Annotated in this window: 17 protein-coding genes, 2 tRNA genes and 1 pseudogene; 13 read left to right on the top strand and 7 right to left on the bottom strand. The window is 68.4% G+C overall.

The genetic code is table 11. From position 1 onward, the window contains the following. Nucleotides 1–318 precede the first annotated feature (318 nt). On the bottom strand, nucleotides 319–1,908 hold the full coding sequence (locus tag ABDK56_RS00765; protein ID WP_349806166.1) for a recombinase family protein: 1,590 nt from the start codon (nucleotides 1,906–1,908) through the stop codon (nucleotides 319–321). 67 nt (nucleotides 1,909–1,975) lie between these two features. Here ABDK56_RS00765 and ABDK56_RS00770 point away from each other — a divergent pair. The 4 genes and pseudogenes from ABDK56_RS00770 to ABDK56_RS00785 form a co-directional block, all read left to right on the top strand. Beyond that, nucleotides 1,976–2,851 (top strand): annotated as a pseudogene (locus ABDK56_RS00770) (YifB family Mg chelatase-like AAA ATPase); the annotation flags it as partial. A gap of 45 nt (nucleotides 2,852–2,896) precedes the next feature. After that, nucleotides 2,897–2,980 (top strand) — tRNA-Leu (locus tag ABDK56_RS00775). A 120-nt stretch (nucleotides 2,981–3,100) separates the two neighbouring features. Continuing rightward, nucleotides 3,101–4,267, top strand: a complete 1,167-nt coding sequence (locus ABDK56_RS00780; protein ID WP_349806167.1) for an AI-2E family transporter — start codon at nucleotides 3,101–3,103, stop codon at nucleotides 4,265–4,267. A 53-nt stretch (nucleotides 4,268–4,320) separates the two neighbouring features. After that, nucleotides 4,321–4,397 (top strand) — tRNA-Asp (locus ABDK56_RS00785). Between the two features lie 53 nt (nucleotides 4,398–4,450). Here the strand turns inward: ABDK56_RS00785 and ABDK56_RS00790 are convergent. The 5 genes from ABDK56_RS00790 to ABDK56_RS00810 form a co-directional block, all read right to left on the bottom strand. Continuing rightward, nucleotides 4,451–5,533, bottom strand: coding sequence for a cell wall hydrolase (locus tag ABDK56_RS00790; RefSeq protein WP_349806168.1), 1,083 nt, complete (start codon nucleotides 5,531–5,533; stop codon nucleotides 4,451–4,453). 97 nt (nucleotides 5,534–5,630) lie between these two features. Then, a complete protein-coding gene (locus ABDK56_RS00795; RefSeq protein WP_349806169.1) occupies nucleotides 5,631–5,834 on the bottom strand; it encodes a DUF2842 domain-containing protein in 204 nt (67 codons plus the stop codon). Then, nucleotides 5,831–6,418, bottom strand: a complete 588-nt coding sequence (locus ABDK56_RS00800; protein ID WP_349806170.1) for a 5-formyltetrahydrofolate cyclo-ligase — start codon at nucleotides 6,416–6,418, stop codon at nucleotides 5,831–5,833. The genes ABDK56_RS00795 and ABDK56_RS00800 overlap by 4 nt, the downstream gene beginning before the upstream one ends. Before the next feature lie 153 nt (nucleotides 6,419–6,571). Continuing rightward, nucleotides 6,572–6,886 carry a cell division protein ZapA gene (locus ABDK56_RS00805; protein ID WP_349806171.1) on the bottom strand — a complete coding sequence of 105 codons (315 nt, stop codon included), beginning with the start codon at nucleotides 6,884–6,886 and terminating at the stop codon, nucleotides 6,572–6,574. Then, on the bottom strand, nucleotides 6,886–7,074 hold the full coding sequence (locus ABDK56_RS00810; RefSeq protein ID WP_349806172.1) for a hypothetical protein: 189 nt from the start codon (nucleotides 7,072–7,074) through the stop codon (nucleotides 6,886–6,888). Before ABDK56_RS00810 ends, ABDK56_RS00805 begins: the two co-directional genes overlap by 1 nt. Before the next feature lie 111 nt (nucleotides 7,075–7,185). Between ABDK56_RS00810 and tkt the strand changes: the two genes are divergently transcribed. The 4 genes from tkt to ABDK56_RS00830 are packed head-to-tail and all read left to right on the top strand — an operon-like array spanning nucleotide 7,186 to nucleotide 12,293. Beyond that, the gene (gene tkt, locus ABDK56_RS00815) at nucleotides 7,186–9,171 is read left to right on the top strand and encodes a transketolase (RefSeq protein WP_349806173.1); all 1,986 of its coding nucleotides are present in this window, start codon (nucleotides 7,186–7,188) and stop codon (nucleotides 9,169–9,171) included. Further along, the gene (gene gap, locus ABDK56_RS00820; RefSeq protein WP_349806174.1) at nucleotides 9,168–10,172 is read left to right on the top strand and encodes a type I glyceraldehyde-3-phosphate dehydrogenase; all 1,005 of its coding nucleotides are present in this window, start codon (nucleotides 9,168–9,170) and stop codon (nucleotides 10,170–10,172) included. The genes tkt and gap overlap by 4 nt, the downstream gene beginning before the upstream one ends. A gap of 4 nt (nucleotides 10,173–10,176) precedes the next feature. Continuing rightward, complete coding sequence (locus tag ABDK56_RS00825; protein WP_349806175.1) at nucleotides 10,177–11,379, top strand: phosphoglycerate kinase; 1,203 nt, start codon at nucleotides 10,177–10,179, stop codon at nucleotides 11,377–11,379. Nucleotides 11,380–11,393: 14 nt separating this feature from the next. After that, complete coding sequence (locus ABDK56_RS00830) at nucleotides 11,394–12,293, top strand: fructose bisphosphate aldolase (protein ID WP_349806176.1); 900 nt, start codon at nucleotides 11,394–11,396, stop codon at nucleotides 12,291–12,293. Nucleotides 12,294–12,306: 13 nt separating this feature from the next. Here ABDK56_RS00830 and ABDK56_RS00835 read toward each other — a convergent pair whose 3' ends face one another. Next, nucleotides 12,307–12,609, bottom strand: a complete 303-nt coding sequence (locus tag ABDK56_RS00835; RefSeq protein WP_349806177.1) for a hypothetical protein — start codon at nucleotides 12,607–12,609, stop codon at nucleotides 12,307–12,309. 133 nt (nucleotides 12,610–12,742) lie between these two features. Between ABDK56_RS00835 and thiE the strand changes: the two genes are divergently transcribed. The 5 genes from thiE to ABDK56_RS00860 all read left to right on the top strand — a co-directional run bounded on the left by thiE (nucleotide 12,743) and on the right by ABDK56_RS00860 (nucleotide 16,744). After that, nucleotides 12,743–13,411 (top strand): thiamine phosphate synthase, encoded by a 669-nt coding sequence (gene thiE / locus ABDK56_RS00840; RefSeq protein ID WP_349806178.1) that lies wholly within the window; start codon nucleotides 12,743–12,745, stop codon nucleotides 13,409–13,411. Between the two features lie 67 nt (nucleotides 13,412–13,478). After that, a complete protein-coding gene (locus ABDK56_RS00845) occupies nucleotides 13,479–14,633 on the top strand; it encodes a L,D-transpeptidase family protein (RefSeq protein WP_349806179.1) in 1,155 nt (384 codons plus the stop codon). A 7-nt stretch (nucleotides 14,634–14,640) separates the two neighbouring features. Beyond that, nucleotides 14,641–15,300 (top strand): M23 family metallopeptidase, encoded by a 660-nt coding sequence (locus ABDK56_RS00850; protein WP_349806180.1) that lies wholly within the window; start codon nucleotides 14,641–14,643, stop codon nucleotides 15,298–15,300. A 68-nt stretch (nucleotides 15,301–15,368) separates the two neighbouring features. After that, the gene (efp, locus tag ABDK56_RS00855; protein ID WP_349806181.1) at nucleotides 15,369–15,932 is read left to right on the top strand and encodes an elongation factor P; all 564 of its coding nucleotides are present in this window, start codon (nucleotides 15,369–15,371) and stop codon (nucleotides 15,930–15,932) included. After that, entirely contained in the window at nucleotides 15,932–16,744 is an 813-nt protein-coding gene (locus tag ABDK56_RS00860) for an inositol monophosphatase family protein (RefSeq protein WP_349806182.1), read from the top strand. Before efp ends, ABDK56_RS00860 begins: the two co-directional genes overlap by 1 nt. The last annotated feature ends 76 nt before the right edge of the window (nucleotides 16,745–16,820 follow it).

A 16,820-nucleotide genomic window follows, 5' to 3' on the forward strand; every position in this document is an offset into this window, starting at 1 on the left:
CTGAAAGCCTCATTCCTTCGGCCCGTGGCTACCCGTCAATCGACGGACCCGTCTTGTCCCGCTTACGCGTCGGACACAAAGCTATCTGACCCTTTCGGCGACCAGCTCCTGTCGGGTTCTACAACCTCCCGCCTCGCGCTTTGTTAACCCGGTCGCGACCCATTTTGATCCGGGGGCAGGGTGACCGGTGACGGTCGGTTTCCTGTCCAAGAGTGGGGGTTAATTGTCGACCTGCAAAGTCGCATGGTCGTCAGCTTCCCTGTCCAAGAGTGTGGGTTAATCGAAATGGGGCCGCTCCACGTTCGGAACGGCCCCAGCTCAATCGATCCAAGCATAACGGATGCTGGTTTCTCCACCCTGTCTCCAGCTGAACCGTAGAAGCCCAGCTTGGTGGTCGACTATGACCGCATCAAACAAGACGTTCAGTCTTGCGTTGATTGATGCCCGATCCAAAGCGAGCGGGCCAAGTGGACCAACCCGGTCGAGCTGGTCGTGGAGGTCATCCATTCGGGCCCTGATCAAGCCCCGGTCGGCCATACGACGGCGTTCGTCTAACTCTCCAAGCCGATGCCTCATGCCCTGCAGGCAGGCGTCGAGACGACCAATCTCACGGGCGAGCGTCGGCGACCGGTGCTTTCGAAACGCCTCAGCTTGATGCTCCAAATGATCCTCCGTGCCGTATATCGCGCCTTCCAGTTCGCGGTACTGGGCGTCCAGTTCGCCCGAGGCGTCGTCGGCTGGGATGCTGGCGAACAGCGCCCCCCAGTTTGCAAGGAATGCCTCCTCCACTTCCCTGACGCGTACTGAAACATAAGCGCACCCTGCGCCCGCCTTCGCGGCCCTGCAAACGAGTTTGGGGAGGCCGCCCTTGGCAGCGGAACCTTTATTTACCCGGATCATGGCGGCGCCACACGCAGGGCACTTGGCGAGACCAGCGTAGATATGCACAGGTCTCGCTGCGTTGCGACCCCGGGCACCGCGCAGCTTACCGTCCTTCAAGGCTCTCACGGCGAGCCAATCAGCCTCGCTGATTACAGCGGGAAAGGCGTTCGCAATCGGCTCCTCCTTCACATGGTGCCGCTGCCCGTCGACGTACCGGATATGGCCGGGGACCAATGTTCCAATCACTGCAGGATTGCGAAGAACCTTAGCGACCGTCGAGCGATGCCAATGCTGGCCATTGGAGAGGACCGGAACCTGTTCCGCATTGAGGATCGCTGCAATCTTGTGCTCTCCTGTGCCAGCTAGCGTTAGGGCGTAGATTCGCTGCACTGCGGCCGCCTTGGTGGGGTCGAGCTTCCAGCTATCGGTGGTCGGAACCAGCCAAGAAGGACCGCGCTTTGTGAGCCGTTCATTCGGGTTTTCACGGACGCGGAGGCGTTTTTGGCTCCAAGCTTCTGCGACGCGGCGGCCCTTAGTTTTAGACTCCTCGTGAGCACGCCAAGCGACCATCAAAGCGATGAGCATTGCTTGCGGATCGTTGTCGAGGCGCTCGGTGTTGTATCGTTGGTCGTCCGACAGCGTGACGATTGTGACGCCGCTGTCGACGATGTCGTCCATCAGGCGTTGCGCTTTTCTCGGTGCCATGCGGCTGATGCGGTCCAAGCTCTCGACAAGCAGGAAAGACCCGCTTTCGATCAGCCCCCGGCGACAGGCTTCTAGGAAACGGCCAAGACCGCCCTCTAGAGCGTTGCCCCCTCGGTAAGCAGACACGCCCTCGTCCGTGATCCGGAGACTCACATCAAGCTCGAGTCCGTTTCTTTCTGCCCACTTCATGGCGGCTTCTTCTTGTCGGCGGTTGCTATCGCCATTGGCCTGCTCCGCTGTCGACCAACGGGCATAACTGTAGACTTTGGGCTTCCCGGCTCCCGCAGGAATGGCGGGCTGGTTCGCGATGGGTTGATGCAACACTGTCATGCTCCTTCGAGGTTCAATTACCCAGAGGGTGGGTTAATCGGGTCTCGAAGGTCTCTAAGTGCTGATGAGCGGGCCGCCGGGGGCGGGCAAGTCGCTGCTCGCCTCGTGCCTGCCGGGGATATTGCCGCCGCTGACCCCGTCGGAGACGCTCGAAGTGTCGATGGTCGCCTCGGTCGCGGGCGAGCTCGACGGGGGCAAGCTGAGGCGGCGGCGGCCGTTCCGCAGCCCGCATCACAGCGCGTCGATGCCCGCGCTGGTGGGCGGCGGCCTCAAGGTCCGGCCGGGCGAAATCAGCCTCGCGCACCTCGGCGTCCTGTTCCTCGACGAGCTGCCCGAGTTCCAGCGCGGGGTGCTCGATTCGCTCCGCCAGCCGCTCGAAACCGGCAATGTCAGCGTGGCGCGGGCCAATACCCATGTCACCTTCCCGGCGCGGGTCCAGCTGGTCGCGGCAATGAACCCGTGCCGATGCGGCCACCTTGGCGATCCGGGGCGGGCCTGCGCGCGCGCGCCGCGCTGCGCCGCCGATTACCAGGCCAAGGTCAGCGGGCCGCTGCTCGACCGGATAGACCTTTTCGTCGAGGTGGCGGGGGTCAGCGCCGCCGACCTGTCGCTGCCGCCCCCCGCCGAGGGAAGCGCGGCGGTCGCCGGGCGGGTCGCGGCGGCGCGCGCGGTGCAGACGCGGCGCTACGCCGAGCATGGGCTCAGGACCAATGCCGAGGCCGACGGGGTGCTGCTCGACCTCGTCGCCAGGCCCGACGAGGCCGGGATGAAGCTGCTCGCCGACGCGGCGGCGGCGATGCGGCTGTCGGCGCGCGGCTATCACCGCGTGCTGAGGGTTTCGCGGACCATCGCCGACCTCGCCGGGGCCGAGACGGTCGGGCGCGTCCATGTCGCCGAGGCGCTGAGCTACCGCCACCAGGCACCGCGCAACTGATTGCGCCGGGCGAGGGGGTGGGCTAGCAGCGGCTCGACGCTTCGGGCCCCCGTGGCGGAATGGTAGACGCGCTCGACTCAAAATCGAGTGTCGCAAGACGTGTCCGTTCGAGTCGGACCGGGGGCACCACCGGAGAAAAACGCGAGGCTCGCGCGGCGTCGATCGAGCTCAACCCGCTTCGCCGATTCCGGCGCTTTTCGAGGTCCTGGCGCCATTGAAGCGTGGCCGACGCCTGATAAGGTGGCCTTCATGAACGAGCATCTGCCCACCCCGGTCGGCGAATCGCTGCCCGAGCACGAGCTTCACGCGGTCGAGGTGAAGCGCGTGCGGCTGCTTGCCTCGCTGACGCTGATCGCCGGGCTGGCGCTGGTGCTCGGGCTGCCGTTCGCGCTTCGCGAGGGGGCCGAGTTCTTCATGCCGGTGACCGCCGCGCTGGTCGTCGCGATCGCGCTGGTGCCGCTGCTCGAATGGTTCGAGCGGCGCGGGGTGCCCTCGAAGCTGGCGGCGGGGCTGTGCGTGGTGATCTTCCTCGGCATCGCCATCTTCGCGGTCGCCTCGATCGCGCTTCCGGCGACCGACTGGGTGGCGCTGATCCCGACCCGGGTCGACCGGGTCCAGCACGCGCTCCACCCGCTGCTCGAATTCTATTCGAAGGCGCAGCGGTTCATCGACCATACCGCGCAGCAGATCGCCGCCGCCAAGCCACCGCAGGCGCGCACCGTGCAGGTGGCCGAGAACAACACGATGCTGGGGATGGTGACGACCTCGGCCCCGCACATCGCGATCCAGCTGTTCTTCTCGCTGCTGGTGATCTTCTTTTTCCTGTCGGGCTGGACCGCGATGCGCAAGCGCACGATCACCAGCCGCGGCAGCTTCGAGGGCGCGCTGACCACCGCCCGGGTGATCCAGCAGGTGGTGGTGGCGACCTCGACCTATCTCGGCACGATCACGCTGATCAACGTCGGCATGGGGGCGATCACCGCGCTGGCGATGTGGCTGGTGGGGATGGATTCGCCGCTGATGTGGGGCGGCATCGTCGCGCTGCTCAACTATATCCCCTACATCGGCCCGATCGCCTCGGTCTGCCTGCTGGCGCTTGGCGGGCTGATGACGTTCACCGACCTGTGGGGCGCGCTGACCCCGCCGGCGATCTTCCTGGCGCTCCACCTGGTCGAGGCGAACGCGTTCACGCCGATGGTCGTCGGGCGGCGGATCGAGGTCAATCCACTCGCGATCCTCGTCTCGCTGTCGTTCTGGGCATGGGTGTGGGGGACGGTCGGCGCGCTGCTGGCGGTGCCGCTGCTGATCATCCTCAAGACCGTATTCGCGGCGGCGGGGACGCCTGACATCGCCGGCTTCCTGTTCGAGCGCGGGACGCTGACCCACATTGGCGACGACGACGAAAAAGACGATTAGCGCCGGTTGACAGGGTGGGGGGTGCGCCGTAGTTGGCCCGCCATACCCAGTGCGCGGGTGTAGCTCAGTTGGTTAGAGTATCGGCCTGTCACGCCGAGGGTCGCGGGTTCAAGTCCCGTCACTCGCGCCATTTTTCCCAAAATTTCGAAAGCCTTAGGGGCCGCGCCCCTTGCAGCGGCGCGCCTATTTGGCGGGAGTCGAGCCGAACGCGGCCTGCGAGCTGTCGACCCCGCTGTCGCCGAGCGCATATTTGAGGTTGTCCGACGCCTCGACCCGCTCGGCGGCCGGCTTCGCGATCGCCTTTTCGACCGCGTCGCGCGCGGCGACGGTGAAGCGGGCGCGGACCCGGCCGTCGGCCATCGCCACCTTGACCCCGCCCGCGCGTTCGAGCGCGGCGATCGACGCGCCCTGGCTGCCGGCGATCGCTTGGAGCGGGCGCGAGACGACGTGCGGCACCGCGAGCGCGGCGCGGCGGAGCGCGGCGGCGTTGGCCTCGGTCCTGGCATAGGCCTGGGTGAAGGCGGCGGGCTGGCCCCAGCTTCCCGCCCAGCGGTAGAAGAGGTGCGGGCCGACGACCTGCGTCTTGACGAGGCTCGAGGCCCAGGTCGGGAGCACGTAATTGGCGTGATAATGGGTCGCGTTGCCGACCGGGGCGTAGACCGCGCCGTGGAGCATCGCCTCGGCATTGCGCCGCGCGCGATCCCATGCCGAGGCCATCGGCGTGCGCGCCAGCGAGCCGTCGCAGGTGAAGGTGAACTGGCAGCCGGTCGGGCGGGTCGAACCCTGGTAGACGACCCCGCAGACGCTGTTGGGGAAGGCGGGGTGGCGGACCCGGTTGAGCACCACCTGCGCGACCGCGCGCTGACCGTCGTCGTCCTGCTGCCCCGCTTCGTAATAAATGGCGCTGGTCAGGCATTCGAGCGCCTGGCGCTGCGCCTCGAGGCTCGACCCGTTGATCGAGAAGGGGCGGGCGGCGCCGGCGGGGAGCGCGGCGAGCGGAATTTCGGCGTTGAGCTTGACCGCGTCGGCGGGGGCGAGGTCGCGGAGCTGGGTCGCGGCGGTGGAATCGGCGGTCGGGGCGGCGGGCGCCGGCTGGGCGTCGGCCGCGAGCGGGCGGTGGCGGTCGAGGTGGCCGAGCGTCGGCATCGCGCTGACCGCGCCCGCGACCAGCGCGAGACCGCCGAGCGAGGCGGCAAGCGCCATCCGCTTGTCGCGAACGGCCGTCGGCCACGGCAGGGCGGGCATGGTGAGCATCTTCACGGTCATGGGATGGCGGTGATATAGGGCGCTGACACAGCCGTTCCAAGGTGCGCTCGACGAACGGTGCTTTTCCGCCCTTAAATGGACGGGTGCGCCGTTCCGCTCAGCGACCGAAACGCCCGGTTTCGATCCAGCGCAGCAGCGGCTTCAGCGGGGCGATCCACGCGATTCCGGCGACAAGGAAGAAGAGGCCCTGCACCGGAACCGGCCAGCGCAGGACGAAGTCGAACAGGACGATGACGACGAGGCTGTAGACCGCGATCCACAGGAGGATCAGCATCGTTCCGACGAACGGGCGGCCGGTCATTCGAAGCGCTCGAGCCCGGCGGGGCTGGCGAAGGCGTCGAGCGCGACGTCCCATTGCTCGGCCGGGAGGGGGAAATCGAGCCGCTGGCAGGCCCAGCCGACCCCGACGAGCAGGGCGCCTGAAGCGCGGTAGCGGCCGAGCACCCGGTCGTAATGGCCGCCGCCCTGGCCGAGGCGGTGCCCGACCGGGTCGATCGCGAGGAGCGGCACGAGGACCAGGTCGGGGTCGAGCTCGAGCGCGTCGGGCTCGGGTTCGGGGATTCCGGCGGGGCCGGTGGCGGTACAGGGGCCGGCGCGGAAGCGGAAGGTGTCGCCGCCCTCGCCGAAGCTGGGATGGACGACGCTTCGCCCGCCGAGCGCGAGGCGCGGGTCGATCTCGCTGCCGACCGGGCAATAGGCGCCGATCACCGAGGCGCGGGCGATCAGCGGCTCGAGGTGGCGGGCGAGCGCGCTTTCCTCGGCCGCGCGATCGGTCAGCGACAGCGCGGCGACATGCGCCTTTCGTACTTCGCGGAGAGTCCTGCGAAGCCGGGCCTTGGCCATGTCGGGCGCGGGATCGGTGGGGGAGGGTGACGGGACCGCCATGGTCGTTTGCCTTAAAATCCTCTGACGCCATCAGCATCAGGTGGGCGCCGTGTGCGTCGGGCCAGGGCCCGGGCAGGGACAACTCCCAGTTGGATATTTATCGCCTCAGGGAAGTTAGCGGCTCGTGCGAGGCAGTACCCGTCGCCCCCCAATCTAGGCGTCCTGCTGCGTCTGCTCAAGGGTGTCGGCGATCGATTCGAGCCGGTCGGCGAGCCGGTTGGCGCGGTCGACCAGCGCGGGGTCGGGGCCGGTGTCGATCTGGTCGACCCGCCCGTCGACCAGCTGGTCGGCGAGCAGCAGCGCGGCGAACAGCAGCTGGCGCGATTCGCTGAGCGCGCCGAGGCCCGACAGCGCCTCGCGGCTCTTGGCGTCGACCAGCGCGCCCGCGGCCATCAGATTGGCTTCCTCGCCCGCGCGGCAGGCGACCCGATAGGGACGGCCGGCGATGGTCAGTTCGACCTCGGCCATCAGGCGTGCGCCGCCTTGCGCAATATCTCGTCGAGCTCGGCCACGACCTGCGCCACTTCCGCGCGCAGCCGGTCGTCGCGGACCAGCAGCGGGGCGGGCGCGGGGCGCGGGGCCGCGGCGGCGCGTTCGATCCGCAGAAGCGCGCGCTCGCAGCGGTCGAGGGCCTGGTCGAAAGGGGAAGCGCTCATCGCCGATTTGCCTAAGACATGGCGGCGCGGGGGGCAAGACGAGGCCTCGCCTTGACGATTCGACCCGCGAGCGACCATAGGCCGCGCGACCGACCCGCCCCCGGAGAAAACATGCCGACGCAACGCCGACTCGCCAATGCCATCCGCGCCCTGGCGATGGACGCCGTCCAGCAGGCCAATTCGGGGCATCCGGGGATGCCGATGGGGATGGCCGACGCCGCCACCGCGCTGTTTTCCAAGCATCTGAAGTTCGACCCGCGCGACCCCAAGTGGCCCGACCGCGACCGCTTCGTGCTGTCGGCGGGGCACGGCTCGATGCTGCTCTATTCGCTGCTCTACCTCACCGGCTACGCCAAGCCGACGATCGAGGACATCCGGAACTTCCGCCAGCTTCACAGCCCGTGCGCGGGGCATCCCGAGAGCACCGAGCTGGCCGGGGTCGAATGCACCACCGGCCCGCTCGGGCAGGGGCTGGCGATGGCGGTCGGAATGGCGCTCGCCGAGCGGCACCTCAACGCGATCTACGGCGACGAGCTGGTCGATCACCGCACCTTCGTCATCGCCGGCGACGGCTGCCTGATGGAAGGCGTCAACCACGAGGCGGCGGGGCTGGCGGGGCATTTCAAGCTGTCGCGGCTGATCGTCCTGTGGGACGACAACCGGATCACCATCGACGGGTCGACCGAGCTGTCGCGCAACGAGGACGTGCTGGCGCGCTACGAGGCGATGGGCTGGGGCACGCACGAGTGCGACGGGATGGACAGCGCCAAGGTCGCCAGGGCGATCGAGGAGGCGCTCGCCGACGGGCGGCCGAGCCTCATCCGCTGCAAGACGATCATCGGCTTCGGCGCGCCGAACAAGCAGGGGACCGCCGCGACCCACGGCTCGCCGCTCGGCCCCGAGGAGATCGCGGCGGCGCGCAAGGAGCTTGGCTGGGACTTCCCGCCGTTCGAGATTCCCGAGGACGTCGCCACCGGCTGGCGCGAGATCGGGGCGCGCGGCGCGGGGCCGCGCGCGGCGTGGCAGGCGCGGCTCGACAAGCATCCGAAGAAGGCCGAGTTCGAGGCGCGGATGGCGAACAGGTGGCCCGACGACTGGCTGGGCGACTATGTCGACAAGCTGATCGCCGACAAGCCGAAGGTGGCGACCCGCAAGTCGTCGGAAATGGCGCTCGAGGTGATCAACGCCGCGATCCCCGCGACGGTCGGCGGGTCGGCCGACCTCACCGGCTCGAACAATACGCTGACCAAGGGGCTGCCGGTGCTCGACGCCGCCAATTACGGCGGGCGCTACATTCACTACGGCATCCGCGAGTTCGGCATGGCCTCGGCGATGAACGGGATGGCGCTTCACGGCGGGGTGCTGCCCTATGGCGGGACCTTCCTCGTATTCAGCGACTATAGCCGCAACGCGATCCGCATCGGGTCGATCGAAAAGGCGCGGGTGGTCCATGTCATGACCCACGATTCGATCGGGCTGGGCGAGGACGGGCCGACCCACCAGCCGATCGAGCACCTCCAGGCGCTGCGCGCGATGCCGGGCCTTCACGTCTATCGCCCGGCCGACGCGGTCGAGTGCGCCGAATGCTGGGCGGCGGCGATCGAGAACGACGGGCCGAGCCTGCTCGCGCTGTCGCGGCAGAACCTGCCCGCGCTGCGGACCGAGAAGGCCGAGGGCAATCTGTCGGCCAGGGGCGGCTACCGGCTCAAGGCGGCACGGGCCGCGCGCAAGGTCATTTTGATCGCCACCGGCAGCGAGGTGATGATCGCGGTCGATGTCGCCAAGGCGCTCGAGGAGCAGGGGATCGGCGCCGATGTCGTGTCGATGCCGTGCACCGAGGCGTTCGATGCCCAGGACGCGGCCTACCGCGAGCATATCCTTCCCGACGTGTCGAACCGCGAGATATTGCGCGTGTCGATCGAGGCGGGGACGACCTTCGGCTGGGAGCGCTACACCGGCCTGCACGGGCTTCGCTTCGGGATCGACCGGTTCGGCGCGTCGGGCCCGGCCGAGGAACTGTACGACTATTTCGGGCTGACCGCGCCCAAGATCACCGGCAAGATCACCGCCTTCATCAAAGAAAGAGGAATCGCATGACCAAGGTCGCCATCAACGGGTTCGGACGTATCGGTCGGCTGGTCGCGCGGGCGATCCTGAGCCGCGACGATCATGACCTCGAGCTGGTCGCGATCAACGACCTCGCCGACGCCAAGGCCAACGCGCTGCTGTTCAAGCGCGACAGCGTCCACGGACCGTTCGCGGGCGAGGTCAGCGCCGAGGGCGACGAGCTGATCGTCGATGGCAAGCGGATCAAGGTCACCGCCGAGCGCGATCCCGCCAAGCTGCCCCACGCGGCGATGGGGGTCGACATCGCCCTCGAGTGCACCGGTTTCTTCACCGACAAGGAAGGCGGGCAGAAGCATCTCGACGCGGGCGCCAAGCGGGTGCTGATCTCGGCGCCGGCCAAGGGCGCCGACCTCACCGTCGTCTACGGGGTCAACCACGACAAGCTGACCGCCGACCACAAGATCGTCAGCAACGCGAGCTGCACCACCAACTGCCTCGCCCCGGTGGCCAAGGTGCTGAACGACGCGATCGGGATCGAGCGCGGGCTGATGACCACGATTCACGCCTATACCAACGACCAGAAGATCCTCGACCAGATTCACAGCGACATGCGCCGCGCGCGGGCCGCCGGCATGTCGATGATCCCGACCACCACCGGCGCGGCGCGCGCGGTGGGCGAGGTGCTGCCCGAGCTGAAGGGCAAGCTCGACGGGTCGGCGATCCGCGTCCCGACGCCCAACGTCAGCCTGGTCGACCTCACCTTCACCCCGGGCCGCGACACGACCAAGGAGGAAGTGAATTCGCTGCTGAAGGCCGCTGCCGAGGGGCCGCTCAAGGGCGTGCTCGACTATACCGACGAGCCGCTCGTCTCGATCGACCTCAACGGCGCGCCGGCGAGCTCGACCGTCGACAGCCTCGAGACCGGGGTGATCGAGGGCAAGCTGGTGCGGGTGATCAGCTGGTACGACAATGAATGGGGCTTTTCGAACCGGATGGTCGACACCGCCGGCGCGATGGCCAAGCTGATCTGAGCGGATGAGCTCGTTTCGGACGCTCGACGACCTGCCCGCCGACCTCAGCGGGCAGAAGGCGCTGGTTCGCGTCGATCTCAACGTGCCGATGGACGGGGCCAAGGTGACCGACGACACGCGGCTCCGCGCCGCGCTGCCGACGATCCTCGACCTTAGCGATCGCGGGGCGATCGTGCTGCTGCTGTCGCACTTCGGGCGGCCCAAGGGCGAGGTTCGGCCCGACATGAGCCTGGCGCAGCTGGTGCGGCCGCTGGCCGAGCTGACCGGGCGGTCGGTGCGGTTCGTCGAGGATTGCCAGGGGCCCGAGGCCGCGCGGGCGATCGCGACGATGCTGCCGGGCAATATCGGGATCCTCGAGAATACCCGCTTCCACGCGGGCGAGGAGAAGAACGACCCGGCGCTGTCGAAGGCGATCGCCGCGCTCGGCGATTTCTACGTCAACGACGCCTTTTCGGCGGCGCACCGCGCGCATTCGTCGACCGAGGGGGTTGCGCACCTGCTGCCCGCCTATGCCGGCCGGTCGATGGAAAAGGAGCTGAGCCACCTCGAGCGCGCGGTCGGGCAGCCCGAGCGGCCGGTCGCGGCGGTGGTCGGCGGGGCCAAGGTCTCGTCGAAGCTCGCGGTGCTCGGCCACCTCGTCGACAAGGTCGATCACCTGATCATCGGCGGGGGGATGGCCAACACCTTTCTTGCCGCGCGCGGGGTCGATGTCGGAAAGTCCTTGTGCGAGAAGGATTTGCTGGGTGAGGCGGAGAGCATTTTCGAGCGCGCCGAGGCGGCGGGCTGCACCGTCCACCTGCCCTATGACGTGGTAGTGGCGAAGGAGTTCGCGGCCAATCCGCCGTCCTTGCGCACCTGCAACGTCCACGAAGTCGCGCCCGACGAGATAATCCTCGACATCGGCCCGGCGGCGGTCGAGGCGCTGAGCGATGCGCTCAAGACCTGCCGGACGCTGGTGTGGAACGGGCCGCTGGGCGCGTTCGAGACCCCGCCGTTCGACGCGGCGACGGTCGCGCTGGCGCGGACCGCGGCGGCGCTGACCGAGGACGGCAGCCTCGTCTCGGTCGCGGGCGGGGGCGACACCGTCGCCGCGCTCAACCAAGCCGGGGTCGGCGGGGCGTTCAGCTTCGTCTCGACCGCCGGCGGGGCATTTCTCGAGTGGATGGAAGGCCGCGTGCTTCCCGGAGTCGCGGCGCTGCAACGATAAGAGTGGAGAGGCACATGACGTTCGACGAGATGAAGGCCAAGATCGCGGCGGGGCACGGGTTCATCGCCGCGCTCGACCAGTCGGGCGGATCGACCCCCAAGGCGCTGTCGGGCTATGGCATCGAGCCGTCCGAATATTCGGGCGATGCGCAGATGTTCGACCTGATCCACCAGATGCGGAGCCGAATCATCCAGTCGCCCGCCTTTAGCGGCGACAAGGTGGTCGGCGCGATCCTGTTCGAGCGGACGATGGACGGCGAGGTCGGGGGCAAGCCGACGGTGCAGGCGCTGGCCGACAAGGGCGTGGTGCCGTTCCTCAAGATCGACAAGGGGCTGGAGGACGAGGAGAACGGCGTCCAGCTGATGAAGCCGATGCCCGGGCTCGGCGACCTGCTCGACCGCGCGAAAAAGCTCGGCGTGTTCGGGACCAAGGAGCGGTCGGTGATCAACGCCGCCAACGACGCGGGGATCGCGGTGCTGGTGGCGCAGCAGTTCGAGGTCGCGCAGCAGGTGCTGGCGCATGGCCTAGTGCCCATCATCGAGCCCGAGGTGAATATCAAGAGCGCCGACCGGGCCGACAGCGACCGGCTGCTGCTCGCCGCGCTGGGTGAGGAGCTCGACCGGCTGCCGGGCGACGAGCAGGTGATGCTCAAGCTGTCGATCCCGGCCGAGGCGGGGTTGTTCACCCCGCTGACCCAGCATCCGCGCGTGCTCAAGGTGGTGGCGCTGTCGGGCGGATTCAGCCGCGACGAGGCGTGCGCCGAGCTGGCGAAGAACCCGGGAATGATCGCGAGCTTCAGCCGCGCGCTATTGAACGACCTTCGCGCGCAGATGAGCGATTCGGACTTCGACGCGGCGCTCGGCAGCGCGATCGACCAGATCTACACGGCGTCGGTCGATAAAGTCGCCGCCTGAGCCGACGACGGCCCTAGCGGGTCACCGTGAAGGTCAGCAGCGGCGGGACCGGCGGAAGGACGCCGCCGGGGGTTAGCGGCGGTCCGCCGGTCAGCGTCATCCAGCCGACACGCGTCTGCTGCGCCTTGCCGAGCTCGAAGCTGCGTTGCTGGCCGTCGAGCGCCACGAGCACCACCAGGCGGCCCGCCCACACGCACTGGACGGTGGGTCGGCAGCGGCTGTCCTCGACGATCCGGATCGGCTGGATGGTCATCCCGTTGACCTCGGCGGTGCCGCCGAGCGGCAGCTGCACGGTGGCCGAGGAACTCGCCTGCACCGGACCGTAGACGGGGGGGGGCGGCGGCGGTGGGGGCGGACCGTAGGCCGCGCAACCGGCGAGCGCGGCCGCCGCGAACAGGGGGAGGATCGTCTTGATTGCCTCATCCAGCGCTTCGACTATGGAACGGGCGATGAACGATAGCGACCTTGAGCCGTTCCCCGACTTCGCGCCGCCGCCGCGCGTCCAGCCGTGCCAGCTTTACCTGATCAGCCCGACCGAGGTCGGCGGGGGCTTTCCCGACCGGCTTCGCGCCGCGCTCGACGGGGGACCCGTGGCGGCGTTCCAGTTCCGCGTAAAGGGTCTCGACAGTCACGCGGCCGCGCGGCTCGCCGAGCCGCTCCAGGCGATCTGCGCCGAGCATGACGTCGCCTTCATCGTCAACGACAGCGTCGCGCTGGCGAAGCGGCTGGGGGCTGACGGGGTGCATCTCGGCCAGTCCGACGGCGATGCGCGCGACGCGCGGCGCGAACTCGGTCCATCGGCGATGATCGGGGTCACCTGCCACGCCAGCCGCCACCTCGCGATGGAAGCGGGGGAGGCGGGGGCCGACTATGTCGCGTTCGGCGCCTTTTACCCGACGACGACCAAGGCGACCGAACATCGGCCGCCGCCCGCGATCCTGAGCTGGTGGGCGAGCCTGTTCGAGATCCCGTGCGTCGCGATCGGCGGGATCACCCCGGCGAACGCCGCGCCGCTGGTCGCGGCGGGGGCCGATTTCCTCGCCGTGTCGAACGCGGTGTGGGGAGCAGACGCGCCGGGCGCGGCGGTGGCGGCGTTCGGCGAACTATTCGCGCGCTGATCGGAACGGCGGGGAAACAAGCCGCAACTTCTGGCGTTGGTCGCGGACATCCGTCGGAGGAGGTTCCATGTCATTGCGTCGCGCCCTGATCCCCGCCCTGTTGATCGCCGCGGGGTCCGCCGCCGCGCTGGCGCAGAAGCCCGCGTCGTCCGCACCGGCGGGCAAGGCGGCGACCGCGCCGCCGGCCGCGGCGGTCAAGAATGCCGGCTGGGCCGCGCCGGGGACGAAGGGCTCGCCGATCGACGGGACGATCTTCCACGCGCAGGTGCTGCTCGACGCCGCCGGCTTCCCCTCGGGGGTAATCGACGGGAAGAAGGGCAAGGTGTTCGAACAGGCGATCAAGGGCTACCAGGAAGCCAACAGCCTCGAGACCAACGGCCAGCTCGACGGCAATACGCGGCGCTCGCTGCTGGCGCAGAACCGGCCGTCGACGATCATGGTCAAGCTGACTCCCGAACAGGTCGGCGGGCCGTTCGTCTATCCCTTCCCCAAGAAGCCCGAGGACCAGGCCAAGCTGCCGTTCATGGGCTATCGCAACATGCTCGAGGAAGTCGCCGAGGAGTTCCACACCACCCCCGACACGATCGTCGCGCTCAACGGGCCGGACGCGCTGATCGGGCCGGGGCAGGTGCTGCGGCTGCCCAACGTCGTCCCGGCCAAGGCCGATTATGGCGAGGTGAAGGGCGACGTGCTGCCCTGGTTCCAGAAGCTCAACGTCGATTCGGGCGACATCCAGGGCGATTATGTCGTCGTCTCCAAGCATCTCGGCGTGCTTCGGGTGATGAAGGGGACACCCCCCGCCGGGCCGCTGACCAAGGACGGCGGGAAGGGCGCGAAATATGTCGCGCCGACCGACCTCGGCCAGGGAACGGTGGTCGCGCAGTTCCCGGTGACGATGGGATCGACTCACGACCCGCTCCCGCTCGGGCTGTGGAAGGTGGTGACCTATGCCTACCTGCCGCCGTTCCATTACCAGCCCGACCTGTTCTGGGACGCGAAGGACAAGAGCGCGCCCGACCAGATGCTCAAGCCCGGGCCGAATGGGCCGGTCGGGCTCGCGTGGCTCGACCTCACCAAGGAGCATTACGGGATTCACGGCACCAGCTCGCCCGACACGATCGGGCGCGCCGAGAGCCATGGCTGCATCCGGCTGTCGAACTGGGACGTGCTTCGCCTGTCGCGGATGCTGAAGCCCGGGTTCAAGGCCGTGTTCACCAACTGACGCCGCCATGAAGGTCGTCGCCACCGCGATCGTCACCGCGATCCTTACCAGCGCCTTTTGGCTGTTCTTCCTCGGCGCGACCGGCAAGGGGCGCGATCCGGGCGGGGACAATGTCGTGCTCGCCTCGCCCAACGGGAAGGTCGCCGCGGCGGGCGACAAGAAGGTCGTCTATACCGGCAAGGGGACGCTGACGGTGGCCGAGGGGCTGGTGGTCGGGCCGGCGGGGCTGGCGGTGCCGGTCGAGGGGGTGAAGCCCGGCCAGCTGGTCGATACCTTCACCCAGTCGCGGGCGAACGGCGCGCGGCTGCACAACGCGATCGACATCATGGCGCCCGAAGGGACCCCGGTCCGCGCCGCCGCGCCGGGGCGGATCGAGAAACTGTTCGAATCGGTCGGGAAGGGCGGGACCACGGTCTACCAGCGATCGGACGACGGGCAGTGGGTCTACTATTACGCGCACCTCAACAGCTATGCGCCGGGGCTGGCCGAGGGGCAGCATCTGAACCAGGGCGACCTGGTCGGGTTCGTCGGACATAGCGGCGACGCGGTGGCGGCGGGGCCGCACCTCCATTTCGCGATCAACCAGATGGCGCCGGGCGAGAAATGGTACCAGGGGACGCCAATCAATCCCTACCCGCTGCTTGCCGCGCGGCCGGTCGCGCGCTAGGGGGCCGGGCAATCCTACCGGGGCGACCCGGGGCTCTTTCAACCTCGTACAGCGGAAAGCGGATCGGCATGAAGATCAGCGGCGTGGACATTCGTCCCGGCAACATCATCGAATATGAAGGCGGCATCTGGCGCGCCGTGAAGATCCAGCACACCCAGCCGGGCAAGGGCGGGGCCTACATGCAGGTCGAGATGAAGAACCTCATCGACGGCCGCAAGACCAACGTCCGCTTCCGCAGCGCCGAGACGGTCGAGCGCGTCCGGCTCGACACCAAGGATTTCCAGTTCCTGTTCGCCGACGGCGACGAGCTGACCTTCATGGACAAGGACAATTACGAGCAGATCACGCTCCCGCGCGACACGCTGGGCGATGCCGCGGCGTTCCTCCAGGACGGGATGGACGTGGTGATGGAGCTCTATAACGAGAAGCCGATCTCGGTGCAGCTGCCCGACACGGTGGAGGCGACGATCGTCGAGGCCGACGCGGTGGTGAAGGGCCAGACCGCCAGCTCGTCGTACAAGCCCGCGCTGCTCGACAACGGCGTGCGCGTGATGGTGCCGCCGCACATCTCGTCGGGGACGAGGATCGTCGTCGACGTCTACGAGCAGACCTACGTCCGCCGCGCCGACTAATGGTTTCGCACAGTGGCCTGATCACCGTCATGCAGCGCGCGGTCCGCAAGGCCGCGCCGCGGCTTCGCCGTGACTTCGGCGAGGTCGAACAGCTGCAGGTGTCGAAGAAGGGGCCGGCCGACTTCGTCAGCATGGCCGACAAGCGCGCCGAGGCGACGATCCTCGACGAGCTTCGCAACGCGCGGCCCGACTGGGGCGTGCTGAGCGAGGAAACCGGCGAGATCGCGGGCGATCCGATGAAGCCGCGCTGGATCGTCGACCCGCTCGACGGGACCAGCAACTTCCTTCACGGGGTGCCGCACTTCGCCATTTCGATCGCGGTCGAGGACAAGAAGCCGGGCGGCGCGCCCGACGTCACCCACGCGATGGTCTACCAGCCGCTGACCGACGAGAGCTTCTGGGCCGAGAAGGGGCGCGGGGCGTGGCTCAACGAGCGGCGGCTGCGCGTGTCGGCGCGGCGCAGCCTCGACGAGGCGATGATCGCCACCGGCATGCCCCATTTCGGGCGCGGAAACGTCGCCCAGTGGAGCCGGATCTACGGCGCGGTCGGTCCCGAGGTCAGCGGCATCCGGCGGATGGGGAGCGCCTCGCTCGACCTCGCGTGGGTCGCGGCGGGGCGGTTCGACGGCTTCTGGGAGGACGATCTCGACTGGTGGGACACCGCCGCCGGCCTGCTGCTGGTGAAGGAAGCGGGCGGGTTCGTCACCGACTATCGCGGGTCCGACCGGATGGCCGAGCGGCGCGAATATCTCGCCGCGGCGGGCGAGCTTCATTCGAAGCTGCACAAGCTGGTCGCGGGGGCGCTGCGCTAGTCAAATATTGGCGCGTTCCTAGCCTTGCCCGAAGCGGCCTCGCGCCCTAGAGGACGCCCAAGTTTCGAAACGCTGG

The organism is Sphingomonas sp. ASV193 (genome assembly GCF_040203355.1).
Lineage (GTDB): Bacteria > Pseudomonadota > Alphaproteobacteria > Sphingomonadales > Sphingomonadaceae > Sphingomicrobium.

What these genes read in the sequence shown, in the direction of transcription:
- ABDK56_RS00825 (WP_349806175.1), top strand. Translation starts at nt 10,177, where the DNA reads ATGAGCTCGTTTCGGACGCTCGACGACCTGCCCGCCGACCTCAGCGGG.
- thiE (WP_349806178.1), top strand. Translation starts at nt 12,743, where the DNA reads ATGAACGATAGCGACCTTGAGCCGTTCCCCGACTTCGCGCCGCCGCCG.
- ABDK56_RS00860 (WP_349806182.1), top strand. Translation starts at nt 15,932, where the DNA reads ATGGTTTCGCACAGTGGCCTGATCACCGTCATGCAGCGCGCGGTCCGC.
- ABDK56_RS00790 (WP_349806168.1), bottom strand. Translation starts at nt 5,533, where the DNA reads ATGACCGTGAAGATGCTCACCATGCCCGCCCTGCCGTGGCCGACGGCC.
- efp (WP_349806181.1), top strand. Translation starts at nt 15,369, where the DNA reads ATGAAGATCAGCGGCGTGGACATTCGTCCCGGCAACATCATCGAATAT.
- ABDK56_RS00780 (WP_349806167.1), top strand. Translation starts at nt 3,101, where the DNA reads ATGAACGAGCATCTGCCCACCCCGGTCGGCGAATCGCTGCCCGAGCAC.
- ABDK56_RS00830 (WP_349806176.1), top strand. Translation starts at nt 11,394, where the DNA reads ATGACGTTCGACGAGATGAAGGCCAAGATCGCGGCGGGGCACGGGTTC.
- ABDK56_RS00800 (WP_349806170.1), bottom strand. Translation starts at nt 6,418, where the DNA reads ATGGCGGTCCCGTCACCCTCCCCCACCGATCCCGCGCCCGACATGGCC.
- ABDK56_RS00795 (WP_349806169.1), bottom strand. Translation starts at nt 5,834, where the DNA reads ATGACCGGCCGCCCGTTCGTCGGAACGATGCTGATCCTCCTGTGGATC.
- ABDK56_RS00845 (WP_349806179.1), top strand. Translation starts at nt 13,479, where the DNA reads ATGTCATTGCGTCGCGCCCTGATCCCCGCCCTGTTGATCGCCGCGGGG.
- ABDK56_RS00810 (WP_349806172.1), bottom strand. Translation starts at nt 7,074, where the DNA reads ATGAGCGCTTCCCCTTTCGACCAGGCCCTCGACCGCTGCGAGCGCGCG.
- ABDK56_RS00850 (WP_349806180.1), top strand. Translation starts at nt 14,641, where the DNA reads ATGAAGGTCGTCGCCACCGCGATCGTCACCGCGATCCTTACCAGCGCC.
- ABDK56_RS00805 (WP_349806171.1), bottom strand. Translation starts at nt 6,886, where the DNA reads ATGGCCGAGGTCGAACTGACCATCGCCGGCCGTCCCTATCGGGTCGCC.
- gap (WP_349806174.1), top strand. Translation starts at nt 9,168, where the DNA reads ATGACCAAGGTCGCCATCAACGGGTTCGGACGTATCGGTCGGCTGGTC.
- tkt (WP_349806173.1), top strand. Translation starts at nt 7,186, where the DNA reads ATGCCGACGCAACGCCGACTCGCCAATGCCATCCGCGCCCTGGCGATG.